The organism is Actinomadura kijaniata NBRC 14229 (assembly GCF_001552175.1).
In the GTDB taxonomy this organism is placed as follows: domain Bacteria; phylum Actinomycetota; class Actinomycetes; order Streptosporangiales; family Streptosporangiaceae; genus Spirillospora; species Spirillospora kijaniata.
On record NZ_BCQR01000124.1, the window covers coordinates 1 to 23,282 of the forward strand.

29 protein-coding genes are annotated in these 23,282 nt (G+C 72.1%); 20 read left to right on the forward strand and 9 right to left on the reverse strand.

The features are described 5' to 3' along the window. On the forward strand, window positions 1-324 hold a 324-nt coding region (locus AKI01S_RS51950; protein ID WP_501162092.1), incomplete at its 5' end, for a type 2 periplasmic-binding domain-containing protein. A 33-nt stretch (window positions 325-357) separates the two neighbouring features. On the opposite strand, the gene AKI01S_RS32785 is transcribed toward AKI01S_RS51950, so the two are convergent. Next, a complete protein-coding gene (locus AKI01S_RS32785) occupies window positions 358-1,326 on the reverse strand; it encodes a GlxA family transcriptional regulator (RefSeq protein ID WP_067826391.1) in 969 nt (322 codons plus the stop codon). A gap of 172 nt (window positions 1,327-1,498) precedes the next feature. After that, window positions 1,499-1,846, reverse strand: coding sequence for a peptidase inhibitor family I36 protein (locus AKI01S_RS51955; protein WP_169814056.1), 348 nt, complete (start codon window positions 1,844-1,846; stop codon window positions 1,499-1,501). A gap of 214 nt (window positions 1,847-2,060) precedes the next feature. Here AKI01S_RS51955 and AKI01S_RS32800 point away from each other — a divergent pair, with 214 nt between their 5' ends. The 3 genes from AKI01S_RS32800 (at window position 2,061) to AKI01S_RS32810 (ending at window position 4,777) form a co-directional block, all read left to right on the forward strand. After that, window positions 2,061-3,002 carry an AfsR/SARP family transcriptional regulator gene (locus AKI01S_RS32800; RefSeq protein ID WP_067826396.1) on the forward strand — a complete coding sequence of 314 codons (942 nt, stop codon included), beginning with the start codon at window positions 2,061-2,063 and terminating at the stop codon, window positions 3,000-3,002. A gap of 135 nt (window positions 3,003-3,137) precedes the next feature. Further along, window positions 3,138-4,376 carry a glycosyltransferase gene (locus AKI01S_RS32805; protein WP_067826397.1) on the forward strand — a complete coding sequence of 413 codons (1,239 nt, stop codon included), beginning with the start codon at window positions 3,138-3,140 and terminating at the stop codon, window positions 4,374-4,376. Window positions 4,377-4,540: 164 nt separating this feature from the next. Continuing rightward, the gene (locus AKI01S_RS32810; RefSeq protein WP_281186166.1) at window positions 4,541-4,777 is read left to right on the forward strand and encodes an SCO4226 family nickel-binding protein; all 237 of its coding nucleotides are present in this window, start codon (window positions 4,541-4,543) and stop codon (window positions 4,775-4,777) included. Window positions 4,778-4,957: 180 nt separating this feature from the next. Here AKI01S_RS32810 and AKI01S_RS32815 read toward each other — a convergent pair whose 3' ends face one another. Continuing rightward, entirely contained in the window at window positions 4,958-5,233 is a 276-nt protein-coding gene (locus AKI01S_RS32815) for a hypothetical protein (protein WP_067826400.1), read from the reverse strand. 157 nt (window positions 5,234-5,390) lie between these two features. Here AKI01S_RS32815 and AKI01S_RS53780 point away from each other — a divergent pair, with 157 nt between their 5' ends. The 3 genes from AKI01S_RS53780 (at window position 5,391) to AKI01S_RS32830 (ending at window position 8,463) form a co-directional block, all read left to right on the forward strand. Continuing rightward, window positions 5,391-5,753 carry a hypothetical protein gene (locus tag AKI01S_RS53780; RefSeq protein ID WP_067826402.1) on the forward strand — a complete coding sequence of 121 codons (363 nt, stop codon included), beginning with the start codon at window positions 5,391-5,393 and terminating at the stop codon, window positions 5,751-5,753. A gap of 182 nt (window positions 5,754-5,935) precedes the next feature. Continuing rightward, entirely contained in the window at window positions 5,936-6,691 is a 756-nt protein-coding gene (locus tag AKI01S_RS53785; RefSeq protein WP_067826404.1) for an ABC transporter ATP-binding protein, read from the forward strand. Next, window positions 6,676-8,463 carry a hypothetical protein gene (locus tag AKI01S_RS32830; protein WP_067826406.1) on the forward strand — a complete coding sequence of 596 codons (1,788 nt, stop codon included), beginning with the start codon at window positions 6,676-6,678 and terminating at the stop codon, window positions 8,461-8,463. The genes AKI01S_RS53785 and AKI01S_RS32830 overlap by 16 nt, the downstream gene beginning before the upstream one ends. Here AKI01S_RS32830 and AKI01S_RS32835 read toward each other — a convergent pair. Both AKI01S_RS32835 and AKI01S_RS32840 read right to left on the reverse strand, forming a co-directional pair. Beyond that, window positions 8,454-8,993 (reverse strand): hypothetical protein, encoded by a 540-nt coding sequence (locus AKI01S_RS32835; protein WP_157420316.1) that lies wholly within the window; start codon window positions 8,991-8,993, stop codon window positions 8,454-8,456. The two genes, AKI01S_RS32830 and AKI01S_RS32835, sit on opposite strands and share 10 nt — an antisense overlap. 213 nt (window positions 8,994-9,206) lie before the next feature. Beyond that, window positions 9,207-9,860 (reverse strand): hypothetical protein, encoded by a 654-nt coding sequence (locus AKI01S_RS32840; protein WP_157420317.1) that lies wholly within the window; start codon window positions 9,858-9,860, stop codon window positions 9,207-9,209. A 591-nt stretch (window positions 9,861-10,451) separates the two neighbouring features. On the opposite strand from AKI01S_RS32840, the gene AKI01S_RS32845 reads away from it, so the two are divergent. The 3 genes from AKI01S_RS32845 (at window position 10,452) to AKI01S_RS32855 (ending at window position 13,714) form a co-directional block, all read left to right on the forward strand. Further along, window positions 10,452-11,633: an alpha/beta hydrolase family protein gene (locus tag AKI01S_RS32845; RefSeq protein WP_067826412.1), complete on the forward strand. Its 1,182-nt coding sequence runs from the start codon at window positions 10,452-10,454 to the stop codon at window positions 11,631-11,633. A gap of 600 nt (window positions 11,634-12,233) precedes the next feature. Beyond that, complete coding sequence (locus tag AKI01S_RS32850; protein ID WP_157420318.1) at window positions 12,234-13,067, forward strand: helix-turn-helix domain-containing protein; 834 nt, start codon at window positions 12,234-12,236, stop codon at window positions 13,065-13,067. A gap of 65 nt (window positions 13,068-13,132) precedes the next feature. Next, window positions 13,133-13,714: a dihydrofolate reductase family protein gene (locus tag AKI01S_RS32855; RefSeq protein ID WP_067826414.1), complete on the forward strand. Its 582-nt coding sequence runs from the start codon at window positions 13,133-13,135 to the stop codon at window positions 13,712-13,714. A 97-nt stretch (window positions 13,715-13,811) separates the two neighbouring features. Here the strand turns inward: AKI01S_RS32855 and AKI01S_RS49635 are convergent, their stop codons facing one another. The 3 genes from AKI01S_RS49635 to AKI01S_RS32860 are packed head-to-tail and all read right to left on the reverse strand — an operon-like array spanning window position 13,812 to window position 14,968. Further along, the gene (locus AKI01S_RS49635) at window positions 13,812-13,994 is read right to left on the reverse strand and encodes a DUF397 domain-containing protein (protein ID WP_084000483.1); all 183 of its coding nucleotides are present in this window, start codon (window positions 13,992-13,994) and stop codon (window positions 13,812-13,814) included. Window positions 13,995-14,009: 15 nt separating this feature from the next. Beyond that, complete coding sequence (locus AKI01S_RS49640) at window positions 14,010-14,195, reverse strand: DUF397 domain-containing protein (protein WP_084000484.1); 186 nt, start codon at window positions 14,193-14,195, stop codon at window positions 14,010-14,012. Next, window positions 14,186-14,968, reverse strand: a complete 783-nt coding sequence (locus tag AKI01S_RS32860) for a helix-turn-helix domain-containing protein (RefSeq protein WP_084000485.1) — start codon at window positions 14,966-14,968, stop codon at window positions 14,186-14,188. The genes AKI01S_RS49640 and AKI01S_RS32860 overlap by 10 nt, the downstream gene beginning before the upstream one ends. Window positions 14,969-15,170: 202 nt before the next feature. Between AKI01S_RS32860 and AKI01S_RS32865 the strand changes: the two genes are divergently transcribed. The 7 genes from AKI01S_RS32865 to aroQ all read left to right on the forward strand — a co-directional run bounded on the left by AKI01S_RS32865 (window position 15,171) and on the right by aroQ (window position 20,047). Beyond that, entirely contained in the window at window positions 15,171-15,554 is a 384-nt protein-coding gene (locus AKI01S_RS32865; RefSeq protein WP_169814057.1) for an ATP-binding protein, read from the forward strand. Then, entirely contained in the window at window positions 15,541-15,747 is a 207-nt protein-coding gene (locus AKI01S_RS32870; RefSeq protein WP_067826425.1) for a hypothetical protein, read from the forward strand. Before AKI01S_RS32865 ends, AKI01S_RS32870 begins: the two co-directional genes overlap by 14 nt. Window positions 15,748-15,857: 110 nt before the next feature. Further along, the gene (locus AKI01S_RS32875; protein ID WP_067826427.1) at window positions 15,858-16,727 is read left to right on the forward strand and encodes an alpha/beta fold hydrolase; all 870 of its coding nucleotides are present in this window, start codon (window positions 15,858-15,860) and stop codon (window positions 16,725-16,727) included. Between the two features lie 98 nt (window positions 16,728-16,825). Next, window positions 16,826-18,004: a chorismate synthase gene (aroC, locus tag AKI01S_RS32880; RefSeq protein WP_067826428.1), complete on the forward strand. Its 1,179-nt coding sequence runs from the start codon at window positions 16,826-16,828 to the stop codon at window positions 18,002-18,004. A gap of 8 nt (window positions 18,005-18,012) precedes the next feature. Further along, window positions 18,013-18,513, forward strand: coding sequence for a shikimate kinase (locus AKI01S_RS32885; RefSeq protein WP_067826429.1), 501 nt, complete (start codon window positions 18,013-18,015; stop codon window positions 18,511-18,513). After that, the gene (gene aroB, locus AKI01S_RS32890; RefSeq protein ID WP_067826431.1) at window positions 18,510-19,586 is read left to right on the forward strand and encodes a 3-dehydroquinate synthase; all 1,077 of its coding nucleotides are present in this window, start codon (window positions 18,510-18,512) and stop codon (window positions 19,584-19,586) included. Before AKI01S_RS32885 ends, aroB begins: the two co-directional genes overlap by 4 nt. Further along, a complete protein-coding gene (aroQ, locus tag AKI01S_RS32895) occupies window positions 19,583-20,047 on the forward strand; it encodes a type II 3-dehydroquinate dehydratase (RefSeq protein ID WP_067826432.1) in 465 nt (154 codons plus the stop codon). Before aroB ends, aroQ begins: the two co-directional genes overlap by 4 nt. Before the next feature lie 205 nt (window positions 20,048-20,252). On the opposite strand, the gene AKI01S_RS32900 is transcribed toward aroQ, so the two are convergent. Further along, complete coding sequence (locus AKI01S_RS32900; protein ID WP_067826472.1) at window positions 20,253-20,831, reverse strand: TetR/AcrR family transcriptional regulator; 579 nt, start codon at window positions 20,829-20,831, stop codon at window positions 20,253-20,255. 106 nt (window positions 20,832-20,937) lie between these two features. Between AKI01S_RS32900 and AKI01S_RS32905 the strand changes: the two genes are divergently transcribed. Genes AKI01S_RS32905 through AKI01S_RS32915 form a run of 3 tightly spaced genes read left to right on the forward strand, consistent with a single transcriptional unit; the run spans window position 20,938 to window position 23,198 of the window. After that, window positions 20,938-21,393, forward strand: coding sequence for a PaaI family thioesterase (locus AKI01S_RS32905; protein WP_245681879.1), 456 nt, complete (start codon window positions 20,938-20,940; stop codon window positions 21,391-21,393). A gap of 35 nt (window positions 21,394-21,428) precedes the next feature. Next, entirely contained in the window at window positions 21,429-22,091 is a 663-nt protein-coding gene (locus tag AKI01S_RS32910) for an enoyl-CoA hydratase-related protein (protein ID WP_067826435.1), read from the forward strand. A 60-nt stretch (window positions 22,092-22,151) separates the two neighbouring features. Next, a complete protein-coding gene (locus tag AKI01S_RS32915; protein WP_067826438.1) occupies window positions 22,152-23,198 on the forward strand; it encodes an LLM class F420-dependent oxidoreductase in 1,047 nt (348 codons plus the stop codon). The last annotated feature ends 84 nt before the right edge of the window (window positions 23,199-23,282 follow it).

The window sequence follows — 23,282 nt, forward strand, 5'->3', positions numbered from 1 at the left end:
GGCGCGCCCGCCGACCGGGACGGGCGCCCGCCCACCGGTGACGCCCCCGCATGGCGGCCCGCGACGGGCCGTCCGGGCGTGGCGGGGGTCGCGCCCCGGCGCCTGGACCTGGCGCAGATCTTCAACCTGGTCGAGCTGGGCGGCCTCGTCTGGTTCCCGCCCGCCTCGCTCGCGCGGCGCCACCCCCGTCCCGGCGTCGCCTACCGGACCGTCACCGACCTGCCCCCGCTCACCCTCTCCCTGGCCTGGCCGCAGGAGTCCCGCTCCCCGGCCGTCGCCGCCTTCGTCCGCACCGCCCTCGCCACGGCCGAGGCCCCGCGCTGACCGGGTCCGGACCGGAAGGCGCCGGGCCGCGGGTCACGCGTTGACGGAGGAGTGGGTCGCCCGGTACCGCGAGGGCGGGACGCCGTAGCGGGCGACGAACGCCTGCCGCAGCGTCTCGACCGTGCCGAAGCCGCAGCGGGACGCCACGGCCGCCAGGGGCAGGGTGGTGGAGACCAGGAGGTGGGCGGCGGCCTCGGTGCGGGCCCGGCGCACGAACCGCGCGGGCGGCTGGCCGAGGTGCCGCAGGAACAGCCGGGTCAGGTGCCGCTCGCTGACGCCCGCGCGGGCCGCGAGCGTGGCGGTGGCCAGGTCGGCGTCCAGATGGCCGGTGACGTGGTCGACCGTCCGCCGGACCAGGTCGTTGTCCGGGGGCGGGGTGTCGGTGAACATGCTGACCTGCGCCTGGTTGCCGGGGCGTTGCAGGTAGGTCACCAGGTTGCGGGCGACGCTGCGCGCCAGCGCGGCCCCCTCGTCCTCCTCGACGAAGGCCAGGGTGAGGTCCAGGGCGCTGGTGACGCCGGCCGCCGTGCACAGCCCGCCGTCCCGGATGAAGATCGGGTCGGGGTCGAACACGACCTTGGGGTAGCGCGCGGCCAGGCTCGGCGCCCACCGCCAGTGGGTGGTGGCGCGCCGGCCGTCCAGCAGCCCCGCGGCGGCCAGGACGCTCGCCCCGGTGCACACCGAGGCGGTCCGGCGGCTCTCCCGGGACAGCCGCCGGACATGGCCGAGGATGAGGCGGTTGCCGGCCGCCGCCGCGTGCCCGGTGCCGCCCACGACGACGAGCGTGTCGAGCGGCCCGGTGACCCGTTCGAGCGCCTCCTGGGCCAGCAGCGTCAGCCCGCTGCAACACCGGACGGGACGGCCTCCCGGGCTGGCCAGCCGCACGTCGTAGGCGGGCGATGCCCCGTGCAGGTTGGCGATCTCCAGGCTCGTGGTGATGCAGGCGATGTCGAGCAGCTCGGCCGCCTCGTATCCGACGACGACCACACGCCGTTCCGTCATGGCGCGACCCTACGCCGCGAGGACACGATCCCCAAGATTCCGGACCGGTCGCCGCCGGTTCCTTGGCCCCGGGCCGGGACGGCAGCACAGTGAGATCACGGTGCACGCGGTTCCGGATCAGGGGGAGGACATGCGACTCCGTACGCGCCCGGCAGGGGCGGCACAGGTTTCGTCACACGGTGAGGAGGACGCTCGTTCCCGGAGCGGACAGGACCGGCACCCTGTCGCCCGGCCGCACGACGGCGAGGAGCCGCCCGCCGCAGCCCGAGCCCGCGTAGACGTGGGCGGTGGCCTGGACCCCGACCCCTCCGGGGAAGGTGTTGGCGACCGAGCGGAGCGCCAGCGGCGAGTCCACGCAGCCCGCGCCGGCGGGGAAGGACCTCATCACCCCGGTGAAGTGGGTTCCGCTCCACCCGCAGATCGAGTTCGCGGGACACGCCTGCGCCGCCGAGGCGGCCGGCCCCGTCCCGAGGACGGCCGCCGAGGCCACCACGGCGACGGTGAGTACGGCTGCTTTCACAACGCTCCCCTTCCAGGAGGACTTCGCCATCTCCGGACAGGTGCCAGTCAATCCGCCGACGGCTTCGGATCGGTGTCGGATCGCCTTCACCGCCGGGGCGCGGGGGTCATCCGGCCGTGCCGTCGCGCGGGGGCGCTCCTGCGTCCGGCGGCGTACTCCTTTCACCGCCGCCTGACGGACGTCAGGGGCCGTGTCGGCCAGGGAGGGTGACCCCATGAACGACGGAAGAGAACTCGCCGTTTCCCTGCTGGGGCCGCTGGAGGTGCGCCGGGGCCGGACCCCGGTCGGGCTCACCGCCGGTCGCCTGCGAACGCTGCTGGCCGCGCTGGCGCTGTCGGCGGGCGACACGGTCTCGGTGAAACGCCTGGCCCTGGCGCTGTGGGGGGAGGACTTCCCGGCCAACGCGCGGCGGGGCGTCCACACCTACGTCGCCCGGCTGCGCCGCGTGCTCGGCCCGGACGCGGTCCGCACGATGCCCGACGGCTACCGGCTGGACGCCGATCCCGACCGGATCGACGTGCTGCGGTTCCGCCGCCTGCTCGCCGAGGCGGGCCGGGCCCGGGGCACGGCCGCGGAACGGGCGGCGCTGGAGGAGGCGCTGGCGCTGTGGCGCGGTCCGCCGTTCGAAGGCGTCGACTCGGACTGGCTGGGCGCGTCCGAGTCGGCGTGCCTGCTGGAGTCGTATCTCGGCGCGGTCGAGCGGAGGATCGACCTGGACCTGGCCGAGGGACGCCACGGCGAGCCGGTCGCGGAGCTGATGGAGCTCACCGCGCGCCATCCGCTGCGCGAGTCGCTGTGGGGACGCCTGCTGGTCGCGCTCGGTCGCTGCGGACGGCAGGCCGAGGCGCTGGCCCACTACGAACGGCTCAGACGCCATCTGGTCGAGGAGCTGGGCACCGAGCCCTCGGCCGAGCTGCGCCACATCTACGACTCCCTGCTTCACCTGGGGACGCCATCGGACCACCGGGTGCCCGCGGTGCCCGAACGGGCGCGGCGGAGGATGGCCGTGTTCGCGGGGCATGTCGTCGATCTGGCGCAGGCGGACGGGCTCGCCGCTGCGGACGTGGGGGAGCGGTTCGCGGGAGTGTGCGTCGTTCCGGACGCGGCCGACGGGAACAGGCCCTTCCTGGCGGTTTTCTGGAAACACCGGCAGTGAGGCCGCGCGGATTCGGGAAAAGGAAACCTCCCGCCATTTTCAATATATAGCAGAGAGGGGGACTTGTAGCAACCACCGGTTCATGATGCACAATTGCTCGCCGTGGCAATAACCAGCGAAAACAGGGGGCATGAAATGCGTGTGGTGCTGTCGACGTACGGGTCGCGCGGAGACGTCGAGCCGATGGTGGCGTTCGCCGTGCGGTTGCGGGAACGCGGCGCGCACGTGCGGGTGTGCGCGCCGCCGGACGAGGACTTCGCGCGGCGGCTGGAGGCGCTCGGGGTGCCGCTGATGCCGTTCGGGCCGTCGGCGCGCGCGCTGACCACCGGGGCGCCGCCGCCGGCCGGGGCGGCCACGCCGTCCGCGGGGGAGATGGTCGCCCGGCGTTCGGTCGAGCTGGCCGACGGCCAGCGCGAGGTGCTCCGCGAGGTGGCCGAGGGGTGTGACGCGCTGGTGGCGACCGGCGTGCCGGCGGTGGTGGGCGGGGCCCGGTCGGTGGCCGAGAAACTGGGCGTTCCCTGGATCCACGTGACCTTCCAGCAGCTCACGCTGCCGTCGCCGTACCGCGCGCCGCTGGCCTACCCGGGGCAGTCGTACCCGCCGGAGGTGACCGACGTCCCGGCGCTGTGGAAGCTGCACGACCGGCACATGAACGCGCTGTTCGGCGAGGCGGTCAACACCAACCGGGCCGCGCTCGGCCTGCCGCCGGTGGACGACGTCGCCTCCTTCCTGTTCGGCGCGCGCAACTGGCTGGCCAGCGACCCGGTCCTGGACCCGTGGCGGGAGCCGTCGGACCTGGACGTCGTGCAGACCGGCGCGTGGTTCCTGCCGGACGACCGCCCGCTGCCGGACGACCTGCGGGCGTTCCTGGACGCGGGGGAGCCGCCGGTGTACGTGGGGTTCGGCAGCATGCCGATGAAGGCCGCGACGGACCTGTCCCGCGCGGTCGTCGAGGCGGTCCGCGCGCACGGCCGCCGCGCGGTGGTCATGCGCGGCTGGGCCGACCTGTCGGCGGTCGACGAGCGGGACGACTTCCTCGTCGTCGGCGAGGTCAACCACCAGGCGCTGTTCCCCCGGGTGGCCGCGGTCGTCCACCACGGCGGCGCGGGCACCACCACGACGGCCGCCCGCGCCGGCGCGCCGCAGGTGGTCGTCCCGCAGGGGGCGGACCAGCCCTACTGGGCGGGCCGCGTCGCCGAGCTGGGCATCGGTACGGTCCACGACGGCCCGGCCCCGACCGCCGGGTCGCTGGCGTCCGCGCTGAAGACGGCGCTGGCCCCCGAGGCCGCCGAGCGGGCGGCCGCGGTGGCGGAGAAGGCCCGCACCGACGGCGCGTCCCTGGCCGCGGAACTGCTGATGGAGCAGCTCGGCTGAGGGCGCGCGCCGCGGCGGCCGGAGAACGCGAAGCGGCCGGATGGCTCCCCGTCCGGGGCTGGCGCATCCGGACATCCGAGGCGCAGCATGGGGTGAAGCACAGGTTCTACCAGGTCACCGGTGATCTCGCCGGGGCCGACGGGGGGAAGGCAATGACCAAGTTCATGGATGTCCACCGGGGCATGAACGGAATCAGCGCCGAGCAGCTCAGCCAGGCGCACCAGGCGGACCTCGCGATCCAGTCGGAGGAGGGCGTCGTCTTCGAGCACGCCTGGGCCGACCCCGACGAGGGCGTCATCTACTGCCTGTCGGACGCGCCGTCCGCGGAGGCGGTCATGCGGATCCACCAGCGCGCCGGCCATCCCGCGGACGAGATCCACGCCGTACCGCTGGAGGTCTGACCGGCCGGGAGGCGTTCGACCGGCACCACGGGCGCGAGGCCCCGGCCTGCCCGCCGCCGTTCCACGACGCGGCGTCCAGCGGCGGGACGGCCCGGCGGGGACCTCCACCCACCGGGCCGTTCGCGCATGCGACGGGACGACGCCGCGAGCCGGATGACCGGCTCGCGGCGCCGCCGGCGTCTAGTGCTTGTCGTGGTCCTTGTGGTCCTTGTGGTCCTTGTAGTGCTTGTGGTCCTTGTAGACCGGCTCGCCGTTGAAGTAGCCGCCGTAGCAGACGAAGTCGTCACCGATCGGGATCACCGTGCCGCCGGCCTTCTCGCACTTCCAGGCGGGAATCGGGCCGGGATCGGCGCTGGCGGTCCCCGCGTAGCCCAGCGCGGCCGCGGCGGCGGCACCGGCGATCGCCAGGGCGGCGACCCGCGACGTGCCCGACAGGGTGCGTGCGGTGAAGTTCATGATCTTTCCTTTCTCATGATCTTTCTTGTCATGTCACAGACATCCCTGACATAACCCTGAGTGAGTACTCTGTAACTCACGGCAATCAAAGAGATGGAAGATCGCTACGGCCGTCCCGTCCCCCGGGAGGCGGGAGGGGTGGTCCTAGGATCGGCTCATGTCGTACGAGATGGAGACGTACCGGCCGTACGCGGCGCCCCGGAGCATCACGGTCGACGAGCTGCCCGGCCTGTACGTTCCCGACCACGAGCCGGTGTTCTCGTACGGCTGCGACGACGAGGACGGCGCGATGATCGTTTCGTTGCACGACGGGTTCAGCACCGTCTCGCTGCTGCACGACCGCACGTGGTACTGGCTGGAGGAGTCACCGGACTCGGATCCCGTCGAGATCCTGCTGTGCGGGCAGGAGGCGTGGGTCCCGGCCGGTGTCATGGTGCGGCGCGAGACGGGGCTGGCCGCGCTGCTCCTGACCCCCGACGTCCCGCGGCTCCTGACCGAGTTCGCGTGGCGGGGGCAGTAGGCCCGTACCGCCACCCGAAGGCCCGCCGCCATCGGCCGATCGGTGGATGCCGGTTCCAGCGTGATGGTCGATGCCCGGCGCGGTCGCGCCGCGGGATCCTCAAGCATGGCGGCCAACGCCCGCAGCGCCTCCCCCGACCCCACCCGCGGGGAGCGGACCCCTCTCGCCACCTGGAGAACGCCGTGACCCCGGCCCTGCGCCTCAGCGGCCTGACCAAGCGATTCGGCGACACCCTCGCCGTCGACGCCCTCGACCTCGACGTCCCCCAAGGCTCCTTCTTCGGTCTCGTCGGCCAGAACGGCGCCGGGAAGACGACCACCCTGTCCATGGCCGTCGGCCTGCTGCGGCCCGACGGCGGCAGCGCCACGATCTTCGGCGAGGACGTCTGGTCGGCTCCCGGGCGCGCCAAGGCCCTGGTCGGGGTGCTGCCCGACGGGCTGGCCCTGCCCGAGCGGCTGACCGGGCGCGAGGTGCTCACCTACCTGGGCCTGCTGCGCGGGCTGGACCGGGACGTCGTGGCGCGGCGCGCCGCCGAGCTGCTGGCCCTCCTGGAACTGGACCGGGCCGACCGCACACTGGTCATCGAGTACTCGACCGGCATGCGCAAGAAGATCGGGCTGGCCACCGCGCTGCTGCACGCGCCGCGCCTGCTGGTGCTGGACGAGCCGTTCGAGGCGGTGGACCCCGTGTCGGCCGCCACGATCAAGACGATCCTGCGCGGCTTCGTCGCCGGCGGCGGTTCGATCGTGCTGTCCAGCCATGTGATGGCCCTGGTCGAGCAGTTGTGCGACCACGTGGCGGTGATCGACGAGGGCAGGGTGGCCGCGGCCGGCACGCTGGACGAGGTCCGCGGCGGGCGTTCGCTGGAGGACACCTTCGTCGAGCTGGTCGGCGGCCGGGACGGCGGCGTCAGGGAGCTGTCGTGGCTGTCGCGCTGACCATGGCCCGGATGAAGGTCGCGGTGCTCCGGCACACGTTCCGGGGCCGGGGGTCGGAGACCGCCACCACGGGCGCCTCGCTGGGCGCGCTGCTGGCGGCTGGAACGATCTACCTGGCCTTCCTCGACCCGGACCTGCTGGCCGCCGGATACGCGGCCTGGGCGCTGGGCTGGATGCTCGGCCCGGTGTTCGCGGGAGGCGGCGACGAGACGCTCCGGCCGGAGCACTTCTCGATGCTCGGCCTGCCGCCGCGCCGCCTGGCGACGGGGCTGCTGGTGGCGGCCTTCGTCGGCGTCGCGCCGCTGGTGAGCCTGGCGGCCCTGCTCGGGCTGCTGGTCTCCGGGGTGCGGCTCGGCGTCGCCAACGCCCTGGTGGCGCTTCCCGCGATGGTGCTGCAACTGGCCGTGTTCGTCCTGCTGGCGAAGGTCTTCGTGGCGCTGGTCGGGGTCACGTTGCGGACCCGGCCGGGCGCCGTCGCGTCCGGGGTGCTCAACGGCGCGGCCCTGGCGGCGCTCGGGCAGATCTGGATCTTCTTCGTGGCCTTCGACCAGACCGGCGTGCCCGCGGCCGCGTGGTACCTGCCCTCCGGCTGGGGCCTGCTCGCCGTCCGGGGCGACTGGTGGGCGCTGGTGGCGCTGGCCGTGCTGGCGTTCCTGCTCCTGAGCGCGTGGGCGGCGCTGCTCGGCCGGCGCGTGGGCGCGACGCGGACCTCCGCGCGCGGGCCGCGCCGCCCGATCACGGCGTCCACCGCCGGCGGCGCGGTCGTCGCCAGGGAGCTGCGGACGTGGTCGCGTGACCTGGTGCGCAACCACCAGCTGAGCTTCGCGCTGTCGTACGGCGTCTGCTTCGCGGCCAGCCCGCTGCTCCTCGGCTGGGACGGCATGCTGCCCTACGCCGGTCCCATCTTCGTCGTGATGGCCGCGAGCCTGGCCGCCAACCTGTACGCGGCCGACGGCACCGCGCTGTGGCTGACCATCATGATCCCGGGCGCCGGCGACGTGCGCGGCAGGCAGCTGGCGTGGCTGTCGGCGCAGGCGCCGGTGGCGACCGCGCTGACCGTGGCGGGCACCGCGATCAACGGCGGTCCGTGGCCGCTGGTCCTGGCACTGCTGCCCGCCCTGCTGGGCGGCGCGGCCGGGCTGGCGCCGCTGGTGTCGGTGTACGGGCTGGTGCCCGGCACCGACCCGCACCGCCGCGCGGGCAACCCCCTGCGTACGAGCGAGGACGACGGCGGCCAGACCGGGCTGGCCTACGCGATGCTCGTGCTGGTCATCCTCACGGGCGTGCCCGCCGGGCTGGTGGCCCTCTGGACCGGCTGGCCCGGTGTGGCCGTCGGCGTCGCGACCGGAGCGCTGTGCTACTGGGGCTTCGGCCTGCTGGCCGAGCGGCGGCTGAGCTCGCACGGCCCGGAACTGCTGCACATGATGCGGACCGGACGCAAGCCGCAGGCGGCGACGCGGTCCCGGTTCGACCACCTGTCCAACACACGGAAGTCGATCGCCGTGTGGTGCTTCGGCGGCGGGGCCATCCCGCTGATCCCGCAGGGCGTCGTCGCCACCGTCTTCGTGGCCAGGGACATGCGGCACCACACCTGGTTCCTGGCCACGTACATGCCGCCCGGTCTGGGCTACCCGGTCGCGGCCGGGTTCATCCTGCTCGGGCTGGCGGCGTACGGGACCGGCCTGTGGGCGGTCCGGCCCCGGCGGGGTCCAGGGCGGCTCGGCCCTGGACCCCGTGGAACGGGACGTGAGGCGGGTACCGCTCAGCGGTAGTAGACCCAGATGGTTCCGACGTTGTCGTTGAGAGCCGAACCGAGGTAGGGCACCGGCAGCGCGAACGTCCTTGAGTAGGTGCCCGCGATGTTGGCGAACCGCGCGGTGTTGCAGGAGCCCGACCCCCGGGCCGAGCTCAGGTTGCGGCTCCAGTAGCTGTCGGGGCGGAGCCGGTAGCCCGCGCTGTCACACGGACCGGCGCTGCCGTAGACGCTCGTCGCGGGCACGCGGTAGTCGGTGTTCGCGTACCAGGTCATCAGGAGGGTGGCGGCGAGCGCCGTCGCCTGCGGGCCGTCCTTGGACGCCTGGAGCATCTTCGCGCGGGCGTTGGCGGCCGAGGTGCCGTCGCAGGCGCGGGCGAGCACCGGCGAGGGCTTCCCCCCGGTCGCCTTGCCGACGAGAACGGCGCAGTAACGGTCCGCCTTCGTCTCCGCGTGCGCCGCGTCGACCGTGGCCAGACCGGGCGCGACCGCGACGGCGGTCACGGCCAGGGTCGCCCCCAGCCGGGCCCGGAGATTGCGTGGCTTCACACGCACCATTTGCTGGTCCCTTCTTCCGCGTGTACCTGCTGATCGCCCTATCGGATGGCCGATCGCGATTCACTCAAGCAGCCGACGGCGTCAGGACGCTTTCATGATTACTTCACCGCAGGTGAATGATTCCTTTTCGCGCGCTGAGGTGATTCCACGGTGAGCAGAAATCCTGGGAATCCATCGCATTCGCCTTGATGGCCGGCCCGCGGTTCAGCGGAGCAGCGCTCCGCGCAGGGTGATGCCGTGCCGCTTGCGCAGCCGCCGCAGCTCCCACACCGCCAGGACGGTGACGGACAGCGGGGCTCCCAGGAGGAAGGCCATTCGCACCCCGAACGGCACGCTGTCGTAGGCGCCCCGGAACACGTCGAAGAGGGCGACCTCCCAGACGAGCAGCATCGCGAGCAGCGGCGGGATCGTCTCGTGGATGTCCGCCGTCCGGAAGACGTGCACGAGCGACAGCGGGATGCCGTAGAGGACGAAGGGAATGAGCCACAACCCGAACGCGCCCAGCGCGAACAGCAGCACCACCCGCCCCGGCGAGGCCGTCCAGTCGGTCTCCTCGGTCACGTAGCCCAGCCCCGTGGCCAGTCTCGGCGCGGCGATCGTGACGACCAGCGCGAGCAGCGCCCCGGCGGGCTTGCCCACGCGGCGCAGGAACAGGCCCCGGTTGGGCGGGCGGGCCGCCGCGATGAAGACGGCGACGGCGATCGGGAACGTCACCGCCAACGTGATGAGGGTGGTGCGGATCTGGCCGAAGCGGTCGTCCACCACGGCGTCGGCGTTCGACGCCAGCCCGTAGGACACCATCATCCACGTGACGGCGACCAGGCCGACGACCGACCGCCAGACCTGCACCCTCCTCACCACCGGGTCATGCACACGGTCCGGCCGCGACGGCGTGAACACCGCACGCCCCACGGCGATCGGATTGAAGAGACGCCCGAAGGTCAGCCGGCGCGCCGGAACCGGCGGCCGCGCACCCATCGGCGGTACGGGCGGAGGCGGCGGCCACCCCGGCCCCGGCGGCTGGCCTCCTCCGTAGGGATTCCACCGCGCCCCGTCCCCGCTTCCGTTCACTCCCCGCGTCCTTCCTGTCGCCGCGCCAGAGTTCACGAGGAGAATACGCACATCCCACGGGACGAAAGTGTCTTATGCCCACTTCAGGTGCGTTGGGATCGCGCCCTGCGCAGGTGACGCCGTGGCTGCCCGGCGGGCTCACGGAGGCCATGACTCACCTGCTCACCGGACATCGCCGGGTGAGCTGGGCCGACACGACAGCGCCGTGGCGGTCCGGTGCGCTGACGGGCGGAGCCACCAGGCGGCACGACGCCTCTGACAGCGGAAGACGTCGTCGTCATCAGTCTGGAGTACTACAGGAACCGTCGGACTCGCGGTCGGTGGGCGACAGCCGCAAGGCTGACGCGCCCGGCCAGGGGTGCGACCTAGCGTGGGCGTGTGACCAGAACCCTTCGCAAGACGAGCGTCGCTGTACTCGCGCTCGCCGTGTCGGTGTCCGTCGCCGGCGCCGCCTCGGCGTCGCCGACCCCCGCGCCCGCGTCCGGCAGCGCCGAGAACGCGCGGCTGCGGCTCCCTCGTCCCACCGGACCGTACGCGGTCGGCCGCTCGACGCTGCACCTGGTCGATCCCACGCGCAAGGACCCGTGGGCACCCGGGGCGAGCGCCCGCGAACTGATGCTCAGCATCTACTATCCGGCGCTGCCCGGTCCCGGCGCCCGAGCGCGGTATGCCACCACCGAGGAGGTCCGGCTGTTCCTGGAGGACCGCGACCTGGACGGCGTCGTCCCGGCCGAGACGGTGAGCGCCACGCGCACCAACGCCCGGGTGGACGCGCGACCGCTGCCGGGACGCCGCCCGCTGGTGGTGCTCTCCCCCGGCTTCAGCGTGTCCCGCTACACCCTCACCGGCCTGGGAGAGGAGCTCGCCAGCCGCGGCTACGTCGTCGCCGCGGTGGACCACGCCTACGAGTCCGTGGGCGCGCGGTTCCCGGGCGGCCGGATGCTGACCTGCCTCGCCTGCGAGAAGGCCAGGACCAAGGAGGACTTCGCAAGGGCCGCCGTGGGCCGGAGCCGGGACGTGTCGTTCGTCCTGGACCGGCTGACCGGACGCCGTCCGGCCTGGCGCCACGCACACCTGATCGACAGGCGGCGGATCGGCATGGCCGGGCACTCGCTGGGCGGCACGACCGCGGCGTCGGCCATGACACGCGACCCCCGGATGCGGGCGGGTGTCAACATGGACGGGTCCTTCGCCGACCCCGTGCCGGACGGCGCCATGGGCGGGCGGCCGTTCCTGATGCTGGGCACCGACGACCAGACCCACCGTCCGGGCGGCGAGGACGAGACGTGGGACCGGACGTGGCGGCGGCTGGACGGCTGGAGGCGATGGCTGACCGTCGCCGGCTCGGACCACTTCACCTTCTGCGACGTCCCCGTGCTCGGCGATCAGCTCGGCCCGCCGCGGTCGGATCCGCGGCAGGGGCTGTCGGGCGCGCGCTCGGACAAGATCGTCCGTGACTACGTCGGGGCCTTCTTCGACCTGCATCTGCGACGCGTCCCGCAGCCCCTGCTGGACGGCCCGTCGCGGAACAACCCCGAGGTGCGGTTCCACACCCCATAGCCATCCCGAGAACACGACCCGCGGCTCGGCCCGGCCGCGAGCCTCGTCGCCGGACCGGTACCGCTGGAGCGGACAGCCCGGCGACCTGCACACCCCGACCAATCCGCGGGTCAGGGCATCTGTGACGGCGGGCGCCCACCCGGCGGCCGGTCTGGACATCCCGATCTGCTGGGGGAACCGGTACCCCAGCCGGGCCCCGCCGTCGGGGTGCGGGGTGGGGCTGACGCGGCGCAGGCCCTGCAACGCGGTGTGCGGTGCCTAGCGGACTTCGGTCAACTCGGCCGCGATCTGTGCGGTCGGCTCTCCCCGGCCGGTGGCGATGGGCGATCGCGGACCGGGACTGCTCTGGTCAGGGCACTCAGCACCGCAGAACGTAGGAAGGCAGCGGTCTTCCGACTCGTGAACCTCCGTGGCCACGGCCGGAGGGATCCCGCCGATATGGGACTCGGCGGTCTTGTCGTCGCGGGTGGCGGTGCCGCGCTGGGCAAGCGGCCGGCGAAAAGTTCGTTCGTCGCCCTGGGGAGTTCCGCTCCGGAACGGCCTGGCTTCGCGGTGCACGCGTTGTGGCGGCCCGTCCGCGTGTCGGCGATGCTGTGACGCGTGGAATACGTGTCCAGAGTGCCGCGACCACCGTTGGACGGGCTGATCGACGACCTCTACTACCTGGAGGGCGCGTCGCCGTACTCCTGGCTGACGCTGCCGCCGATGCCGTCGGCGGTGTTCATCCTCAACCTCGGGGCGCCGTTCCGCATCCGCACCGGCATCGAGACGGGCGAGTACGCCGACGGCTGCGTGATCACCACGCCCGCCCACGCCCTGGCGTTCGGTTACCCGCCGAGGACCCGGTCGGTCGGCGTGCACTTCAAGCCGTGGGGGCTGGCGCCGTTCCTGGCGATGCCGGCGGCCGAGTTGTGCGACCGTCCGGTGACGGTGGAGCAGGTCTGGGGCCGACCCGCCGTCGCTGGGCTGCGGGAACGACTGGACATGGCGTCCGGGCCGCACGAGATGCTGACCCTGCTGGAGGACGAGCTGATGCGGCGGCTCCGCGACACCGCCGGTCTGGGGCTGGTCCGCCACACCAGCGGTGTCATCGCGGCGACCACGGGAGCGGTGGCGATCGGCGACCTGAGCGCGGTGGCCAATGTCAGCAGCACTCACCTGGCACAACGGTTCAAGGAGATCATCGGCGTCACGCCGAAACGGTTCGCCCGCACCTACCGGTTCACCGCCACCGTGCTCGCGATCGACCCCGCCGGACCGGTCGACTGGGCCGACCTCGCCAGCCGCGCCGGTTATTTCGACCAGGCCCACTTCGGTCACGAGTTCCGCAGGTTCACCGGGCTCACGCCCACCCGCTACGTGGAGGTCCGGCGGCGGTTCCTGCGCGAGCATCCAGGCCACGCGCTCGACGTCGGACCGCTGCCCGCCGATTGATTTCTTACAAGAACCGACGGCCCCGGACGCGCCAGTATGGGCATTTCCCGAGCGGAGGAGGCCCCATGGGCAAGGTCGTCATGTACGGCACGGTGTCGGTCGACGGCTTCATCGCGGACGAGAAGGACCAGGTCGGGCCGCTGTTCGAGTGGTTGTCCAGCGGCGACGTCCCGTTGGACGAGAGCGGCCAGATGAAGGTGTCGCAGGCGTCCCACGACCACACCCGGGCGTACTGGGACCAGATCGGGGTCACGGTCGTCGGCCGTCACGTCTTCGACATGACCGACGGCTGGGACGGTACGCCTCCGAGCGGGATCGACCACATGGTCGTCGTGTCGCACCGGCCGAGGCCCGAGGGCTGGCACCCCGAGGCACCGTTCCACTTCGTCGATGGCATCGAGGCCGCCATGGCCAAGGCGCAGGAACTCGCGGGCGACCGCACGGTCGAGGTCGCCGCCGGGGATGTCGGCGGTCAGATCCTGGCCGCGGGGTTCGTGGACGAGGTCGCCATGGACGTGGCACCCGTGGTGTTCGGGTCCGGCAAGCGCTACTTCGGATCGGTCGACACCCAGCACCTGCTGGAGGACCCCGACACGGTGATCCAGGGCAACCGGGTACTCCACCTGCGCTACCGGGTCCGCCGATGATCGACCTGGGCCGCAGGGCGTTCGCCGAGCACGCCCCCTGACCCGTGAACGCCCCCCGTCCCACCTGCGCGGAACGAGGGGCGTTTCCGCGTACGGGTCAGAGGCCCTTGATGCGCTCGGACAACGCGCGAGCATCCTCGCGGCTGACGAACAGCAGACCATCACTCGGATTCTTGCTGTCACGGATGGCGGTGGTCCCAGGCATGGCGGCTACTTCAACGCAGTTGTCGCCCTGCGCGTGACTGCGTGAAGCCTTCCGCCACTTCAATTCGTTCCCCATCACTTCCACGCAAGGCTAGGCGTTCTTGAGACGCTTGGACAATGCGCGGGCCTCTTCGTGGCTGATAAGCAGCAGGCCATCGTTCGGGTTTTTGCTGTCGCGAATGGCAACAATGGCGGACACGGCGCCTACTTCAACACAGTTGTCGCCCTCTTCGGAGCTGCGGGACGCCTTGCGCCATGTGATGTTGCTCAGGTCCATCTCTCGTCAATCACCTTTCTGATGAACGCTCGCGTGTCCTTCACGTTGAGCGCCTCCGCCTGAAGTGTAGTCATGGCGTTTGACATCTTGATCAGATCGGCCGCCTCCGTTGTCGTCTCGCCGCCCGTGGGCTTCATCATGAACGCCGCTTCGCTGCGGTCGCTCTGTGTGGCGATGACGAACGATCCGCGCACGCCGGGGTAGTAGGCCGTCGGCGCGACCTGAAGTTTGACGTTCTTCCGGTCCATCAGCTCCAGCAAGAATTCGCACTGCTCTCGCATCACCTGGATACCGCCGATCTGGCGGTAGAGGACGCTCTCCTCCAGAACGACGGAGAACATGGGCGCAGGTTCCGCGAACACGCGTGCCTGCCGGGCGATGCGGACCTGCACGGCCTCGTCGTTGCCCAGTAGGGCGTGCGCGTAGTCCTTCGACTGGAACAGGCCGTACACCAGGTAGGCCTCGTACGCCGCGAATTGCACAGCGGTGGCTTCGACTTTGGTGAAGTCCACAAAGTACTTGGGGTATTTCGTGCCGCGTATCAGCTCGTTCCAGGTTTTGATGAGCTCTCCCTGCGCGTTGAGGGCGTCATCAAGCCTGCGGGCGAAGTCCTCACGGCACCGTGTCGTGCCCGCCTCGACCTGGCCTACGTAGCTGCGGCTGACGGAGACCAGATGGGCGAGGTCGGTGAGCGTCATCCTGGCGGCTTCGCGATAGCGAGTGACCTCCGTGCCGAATGCCTTCAGCTCTGGAGATCGCTTCCGAGCCGCCATGGGAACCTCCGCAACCTAGCGGGAACCAACGGGAACTTGCGATGTTGAGCCACGCCGCTTCCTGATAACCGTATGACGGGCTGTGCGTCGATAGGAAGCGAGTCACGCGACATCGACCAGCAGTCACGAACCAGAGGCAGCGGCCATGATCGAAAAAGTTGCGAGTCCGCCACCCGCCGCGACTACCGTCCCGTCCATTCTTGTGATCGCTTCCGTTGCGGAGTCGATCAAAACCGCGCGGGATTTCGCGCGGGGGTGGCTTGAGGCCGAGGGGGTCGAACGGGCGGCGGTGGGGGTCGCCCTGCTCGTGGTGTCGGAGCTGGTCACCAACGCCTACAGGCACGGCAGCGCGCCGGGGGAGATGATCTCCGTGCGGCTCTATCTGTCGGACGCCGGGCCCGTGGTCGAGGTGCGCGATAGCGGCGATAGTGAGCCCCGGCCCCGGCCGCTGACGCCGGACTCGTTCACCGGGCGGGGGCTGGCCATCGTCGCCGAGCTGACCGCCGCCTGGGGCTTCCGCCGCCTCGCCTCCGGCGGCAAGGCCGTGTACGCGGTCCTGAACGGAGCGCGGCATGACGCCCCGTGACGTCCTCCTGGTGATCCTGCGGGATCTGTTCCCCGCCTGGGACATCTGGATCTGCGACCGGGGAGTGTGGCGGGCCGCCGGGTTCATGCTGGTCAGCGCCTCGACGGCCGAGGCCCTCATGGAGCACCTCGCCGGAGCCGACCCGGACGCGTTCCAGGCCGCCGCCCGCGCGTTCGCGGGCCGTGCCGCATGAAGATCCGGTGGACGAGAGGGCAGCCCGATGAGTTCTCCTCGCCTCCGAGGTCAAGAGATCAACGCCTTCATGGAGCAGGTCATGAGGGGACTGAACGAGGGGTGGCGAGCATGGGTGACGAGCGCTTGGTGGCGGTGAACGGGGTGGAGCTGTGCGCGGAGACCTTCGGGGAGCCGGACGCGCCACCGGTGCTGCTGATCGGCAACTCGATGCTCTCCTGGCCGGACGCGCTGTGCGAGCGGCTGGCGGGGACGCCGCGCCATGTGATCCGGTACGACCTGCGGGACACGGGCCGCTCCACCACGGTCGACCCGGACGCGCCCGACTACACCCTTCGCGACCTGGTCGCCGACGCGGCCGGTCTGCTGGACGCGCTCGGCCTGCCGTCCGCGCACGTGGCGGGTTTCGGCGTCGGCGGCTGGATCGCGCAGCTCCTGGCGCTCGACCACCCGGGCCGGGTGACCGCGCTCACCCTGATCGCGACCCGGCCGAACGCTCCGGGGCCGGTGGACCCCGACCTGCCCGAGCACGATGCGGAGCTGATGAGGTCCCTCATGTCGGCTCCGAAGCCCGACTGGTCCGATCGCGCGTCGGTGCTGGCGGCCATGGTGGAGCGGGCGCGGCGCCTGGCGGGCCCGGCGGGGTTCGACGAGGCGGCGGCGCGCGACCTGGCGGGCCGGATCTTCGACCGCACGGTGGTGCCGGCGGGCGTGGACGCCGCGAAGGCGCACCGGTCGAACCAGCTCGGGACCGTGTTCGCGGCGCTGGACTGCGGCCCCCGGTGGCGCGAGCGGCTGGGCGGGATCGGCGTGCCGACGGTGGTCGTCCACGGGGAGGACGACCCGTTCTTCCCGGTCGGGAACGGCGAGGCGCTGGCGCGGGAGATCCCCGGCGCCGAGCTGGTCCGGCTGCCGGGCACGGGCCAGGAGCTGCCGCCCCGGGACTGGGACGCGGTCGTCACCGTGTTGGCCCGCGCCTGACGCGGGAGGGCCGGGGCGGCGTCCGGTTCCGACCATCGCCGCATCTCAGGCTGTGGACAAGTGCGCGTCCACATGCCGGGAGATGGAAGGATGGGCGCATGCTGCGCTGGTTGACCGCGGGGGAGTCCCATGGCCCGGCCCTCACCGCCATCGTGGAGGGCCTGCCCGCCGGAGTGCGCGTGACCTCGGCCGACATCGCCGAGGAACTGCGCCGACGGCGGCTCGGCCATGGGCGGGGCGCCCGCATGAAGTTCGAACAGGACCAGGTGACGATCCTCGGCGGCGTCCGTCACGGCGTCACGCTGGGCGGGCCCGTCGCGATCCAGGTGGGCAACACCGAGTGGCCCAAGTGGGAGACGGTCATGGCCGCCGACCCCGTGGACCCCGAGCTGCTGGCCGCCCAGGCGCGCAACGCGCCCCTGTCGCAGCCCCGGCCCGGCCACGCCGACCTCGTCGGCATGCAGAAGTACGGCTTCGACGACGCCCGGCCGGTGCTGGAGCGGGCCAGCGCCCGCGAGACGGCCGCCCGCGTGGCGCTCGGCACGGTCGCCAAGGCGTTCCTCAAGCAGGTCCTCGACGTCGACGTCCTCAGCCACGTGATCGCGCTGGGCGAGGTCGAGGCCCCCGCGGAGGTCCTGCCCGGCCCGGGCGACCTGGCCGCCGTGGACGACAGCCCCGTGCGCTGCTTCGACGCCGGCACCTCCGAGCGGATGGTCGCCCACGTCGACGAGCTCAAGAAGGCCGGGGACACCATCGGCGGCGTCGTGGAGGTCCTCGCCTACGGCCTCCCGCCGGGCCTCGGCAGCCACGTCCACTGGGACCGCCGCCTCGACTCCCGCCTGGCCGGGATCCTCATGGGCATCCAGGCGATCAAGGGCGTGGAGATCGGCGACGGGTTCACCACCGCCCGCCGTCCCGGCTCCCGCGCCCACGACGAGATCGACAACACGCCCGAGGGCGTGCGCCGCCGCACCAACCGCGCGGGCGGCATCGAGGGCGGCATGACCACCGGCGAGGTGCTGCGGGCCCGCGCCGCCATGAAGCCGATCTCGACGGTGCCGCGCCGCCTGGACACCATCGACGTCCGCACGGGCGAGCCCGCCAAGGCGATCAACCAGCGCAGTGACGTCACCGCCGTCCCGGCCGCGGGCGTGGTCGCCGAGGCGATGGTCGCGCTGGTGCTGGCCGACGCGGCGCTGGAGAAGTTCGGCGGCGACTCGGCCGAGGAGACCGCCCGCAACGTGAACGGCTACCTGTCCTCCCTGACGATCAAGTAGGGGCGTCCATGGCTCCCAAGGCAGTGCTCATCGGCCCGCCCGGCTCGGGCAAGTCCACCGTCGGCACGGCGCTCGCCGAACGGCTGGACGCCGTGCTGCGCGACACCGACGCCGACGTCGAGGCCGCCGCCGGCAAGCCGATCAGCGACATCTTCATCGACGACGGCGAGGAGCACTTCCGCGCCCTGGAACGCGACGCCGTCGCCACGGCCCTCGCCGAGCACGACGGCGTGCTGGCCCTCGGCGGCGGCGCGATCCTCGCCGCGGAGACGCAGGAGCTGCTGGCCGGTCACACCGTCGTGTACCTCCAGGTCGGCCTGGCCGAGGCGGTCAAGCGGGTCGGGCTGAACTCCGCCCGCCCCCTGCTGGTCCTCAACCCCCGCTCCCAGCTGCGCAAGCTGCTGGAGGAACGGCTGCCGATCTATGAGCGGCTGGCGGTGATCACGGTCGCCACCGACCAGCGCACCCCCGACGAGGTCGCCGAAGAGATCGTCAAGGAGCTGCCATGACCCAGTCCCGCGTCCACGTGGGCGGGGCCGACCCCTACGACGTCGTGATCGGCACCGGCGTGCTCGGCGAGCTGGCCGGCATGCTGGGCCAGCGGGTCCGCACCGTCGCCGTCGTGCACGCCGAGGGCCTGCCCGAGATCGCCCGGCCCGTGTGCGGGGCGCTGGAGCAGGCCGGGTACGACGTCCACCCGATCCCGGTGCCCGACGGCGAGGCCGCCAAGGAGGCCGGGGTGCTGGCCGGGCTGTGGTCGCGGTTCGCGCGGCTCGGCATGACGCGTTCGGACGCGGTCGTCGGCGTCGGCGGCGGCGCGACCACCGACCTGGCCGGGTTCGCCGCCGCGTCCTGGCTGCGCGGCGTGCGGTCCGTGCTCGTCCCGACCACGCTGCTGGGCATGGTGGACGCGGCCGTCGGCGGCAAGACCGGCATCAACATCCCCGAGGGCAAGAACCTCGTCGGCGCGTTCCACCCCCCGGCCGGGGTGCTGTGCGAGCTGACCACGCTGATCACCGTGCCGCGGCAGGACTACGTCAGCGGCCTCGCCGAGGTGGTCAAGGCCGGGTTCATCGCCGACCCCAAGATCCTGGAGCTGGTCGAGGACGACCCCGAAGGCGCGGCCCGCCCCGACGGGCCCCACACCCGCGAGCTGATCGAACGCGCGATCCAGGTCAAGGCCGACGTCGTCTCCTCCGACCTGAAGGAGGCCGGGCTGCGGGAGATCCTCAACTACGGCCACACCCTGGCCCACGCCATCGAGAAGGCCGAGGACTACCGGTTCCGGCACGGCCACGCCGTCGCGATCGGCATGGTCTACGCCGCCGAGCTGGCGCGCCTGGCCGGACGCCTCCCGCAGGACGTCGTGGACCGGCACCGCTCCATCCTCACCTCGGTGGGCCTGCCGACCTCCTACAGCGGCGAGGCCTGGCCGGAGCTGCGCGCCACCATGACCATCGACAAGAAGTCACGCGGCTCGACGCTGCGCTTCGTGGTGCTGGACGCCCTCGCCGAGCCCGGCCGCCTGGAGGGCCCCGACGAGGACCTGCTCACCGCCGCCTACCGGGAGGTCTCGCGATGAACCGGGTCCTCGTGCTCAACGGCCCCAACCTGCGCCGTCTCGGCACCCGCGAACCCGACGTCTACGGCGCCGACACCTTCGACGACCTGGTGGCGCTGTGCCGCGACACCGGCCGCCACCTGAACCTGCACGTCGAGGTTCGGCAGACCGACGACGAGGCCGAGATGATCCGCTGGGTGCACGAGGCCGCCGACGAGCGCACCCCCGTCGTGATCAACCCGGCCGCGTTCACGCACTACTCCTACGCGCTGCGCGACGCCCTCGCCCAGCGCACCGCCCCGCTGGTCGAGGTCCACATCTCCAACCCGGCCGCGCGCGAGGAGTTCCGGCACACCTCGGTCGTCGCCGGGGTCGCCACCGGGACGATCGCCGGGTTCGGCCTGACCTCGTACGTGCTGGCCCTCCAGGCCGTCGCCGAGCTGCTCGCCGAGCAGGACGCCAAGGAGAACACGCCCACCTGACCGGCACTCCGCCCGGCCGTCACGGCTCGGCGGTCATGACCTGGCGCGCCGTCCAGCCCACCATCCAGCGGTCATGACCCGGCGCGCCGTCCGACGGCAACGGTCCGGTGCGCTGTCCGAGGGCAACGGTCCGGTGCGCTGTCCGACGGCCACGACCCGACGGCCACGACCCGACGGCCACGACCCGGCTGTCACGACCTGGCCGTCATGATCCGGACTCGACCGCCAGGCGGGTCATCTCCTTGAGCTCGGCCACCACGTCGTCCAGGGGTTTCACGTCGCGGTGGGCGCGGCACAGGATCGTCGCGCCCTCCACCGCCGCGACGATCAGCCGTGCCAGCCGCGCCGCGCGCTCGTCGGGCACGCCCGCGTTGCCCAGCCCGGTGGCCAGGGTGTCCTCCCAGCGGTCGAACGCCGCCGCCGCGGCCCTCGCCAGCTGCGGGGCGTCGTCGTGGGACTCGACCGTCACCGCCGTCACCGGGCAGCCCGCCCGGAACTCGCTCTTCACCAGCACCCGCCGCCACCAGCCGACGAACGCGTCCACCGACGCCGCCGCGTCGCCGCCCTCGTTGGCCGCCGCGATCCCGGCGTTCAGGAAGTCCCCGGCGTAGCGCACCGCCTCCTCGGCCAGCTGCACCTTCCCGCCGGGGAAGTGGTGGTAGATCGAACCGCGCGGTGCGCCGCTGTGCGCGATCACGTCCCGGAACCCGGTGCCCGAGTACCCGCGCTCGCGGAAGAGGTAGGCGGCGCTACGCACCATGCGTTCCCGGCTGTCGGTCCCCATGACCACTGATTATGACATTCATCATAAGCAGCGCGCCTTGACTATGACGCGTGTCATAGCGACGCTGCCATATGACAGTCGTCATACACAGCGAGGGGGAAGGGCCGTGGCCGAGACGCCGACGACCGCCGGGCTCCAGCAGCTCAAGGACCTGATCAACATGGGCGTCGAGCAGGGCGTCGGCGTCGGGGCGCTGCTGGGTATGACCGCCGAGACGCTGGAGCCGGGCCGCGTCGTGTTCGCGCTGGCCACCGACCCCCGGTTCAGCAACCCCCTGGGCACCGTGCACGGCGGCATCGTCTCCACGCTGCTGGACTCGGCCATGGGGTGCGCCGTGCACACCTCCCTGCCCGAGGGTGCCGGGTACACCACCCTCGAACTCAAGGTGAACTTCGTGCGCGCCGTCTCCATCGAGGGTGCGAAGCTGCGCTGCGAGGGAACGGTCATCCACCTGGGGCGCAAGGTCGCCACCACCGAGGGGCGCGTCACCGACGAGAACGGCAAGCTGATCGCGCACGGCACGAGCACGTGCATGGTGTTCCCGCCGGTTACCGGCGAGTAATGTGCTGCTCCAGGCACGTGAGTAAGGAGACCTGAGTGATCGACCTCCAGCGCGACGGCGACGTCTTCGTCCTGCGCTACGACAGCGGCGAGAACCGCTTCCACCCCGACTTTCTGACCGCGGTGCACAAGGTCCTGGACGAGGTCGCCGCCACCGAGGGCCCCCGCGCCCTGGTGACCGTCGGCACCGGCAAGTTCTACTCCAACGGCCTGGACCTGGAGTGGCTCGGCGAGAACCGCGACCGGTTCGAGCAGTACCTCAAGGACGTCAACGCCCTCTACGCGCGCCTGCTGGAGCTGCCGCTGCCGACCGTCGCGGCGGTGAACGGCCACGCGTTCGCGGGCGGGGCCATGCTCACGCTCGCCCACGACGTCGCCGTCATGCGCACCGACCGCGGCTTCTTCTGCCTGCCCGAGGTCGATCTCGGCATGAGCTTCACGCCCGGCATGAGCGCGCTGATCCAGTCCCGGCTGACCCCGGCCGTGGCGCACGAGGCGATGGTCACCGGCCGCCGCTACACCGCCGAGCAGGCGCAGGCCGCCGGGATCGTGCGGCTCACCGCCGCCGAGGCCGACGTGCTGCCGACCGCCGTGCGGACGGCGGCGGAGCTGGCCCCCAAGGACGGCAAGGTCGTCGGGAAGATCCGTTCCGACATGTACCGCGCCACGATCGAGGCGCTGCGCGGCCCGGTCTTCTGACCCGGCCACGCACGCGTTACGCTCACTGGAATCTGATTCGGTTTACGGAAGGGACGCCGGATGCGCATCGGCATGGCGCTCAACTACTCGGGCGGCTTCAAGGAGACCGTCGCCGAGCTCGCCGACTACGAGAAGGCCGGACTGGACATCGTCTACGTCGCCGAGGCCTACAGCTTCGACGCGGTGAGCCAGCTCGGCTACATCGCGGCCAAGACCGAGCGGGTGGAGATCGCCTCCGGCATCCTGCCGATCTACTCGCGGACGCCGACCCTGCTGGCCATGACCGCGGCGGGCCTGGACTTCGTCTCCGAGGGCCGCTTCACCCTGGGCATCGGCGCGTCCGGCCCGCAGGTGATCGAGGGCTTCCACGGCGTTCCCTACCACGCGCCGCTCGGCCGCACCCGCGAGGTCGTCGAGATCTGCCGCAAGGTCTGGAAGCGCGAGCGCCTCCAGCACGAGGGCAAGCACTACGCCATGCCGCTGCCCGAGGGGCAGGGCACCGGCCTCGGCAAGCCGCTGAAGATCATCAACCACCCGGTGCGCGAGGACATCCCGATCCTCGTCGCGGCGATCGGCCCCAAGAACGTCGAGATGACCGCCGAGATCGCCAACGCCTGGGAGCCGATCTTCTATCTGCCGGAGAAGGCCGCCGACGTCTGGGGCGCGTCCCTGGCGGCGGGCAAGGCCAAGCGCGACCCCTCCCTCGGCGAGCTCGACATCGTCGGCCAGGCCCCGCTCGCCATCGGCGACGACGTGCAGGGCTTCCTGGAGTTCGGCCGCCCGATGGCCGCCCTCTACATCGGCGGCATGGGCGCCAAGGGCAAGAACTTCTACAACGACCTCTGCCGCCGCTACGGCTGGGAGAAGGAGGCCGAGGAGATCCAGGACCTCTACCTGGCGGGCAAGAAGGACGAGGCCGCGGCCAAGGTCCCCTACGAGCTGCTGGAGAAGATGTCCCTCATCGGCTCCGAGGGCCACGTCCGCGAGCGCCTGGCCGCCATGAAGGCGTCCGGCGTCACCACCCTCAACGTGAGCCCGATCGCGGGCGACCACAAGGCGCGGCTGGCGCTGATCGAAAAGATCAAGGAGATGGCCGAGGACGTCTGACCCGGCAACAGGCGAAAGCGGTCCGGGGCGCCGGGGGCGCCCCGGACCGCTTTGTGCGAGCGGAAACGCCCTTCCGCCGTCCAC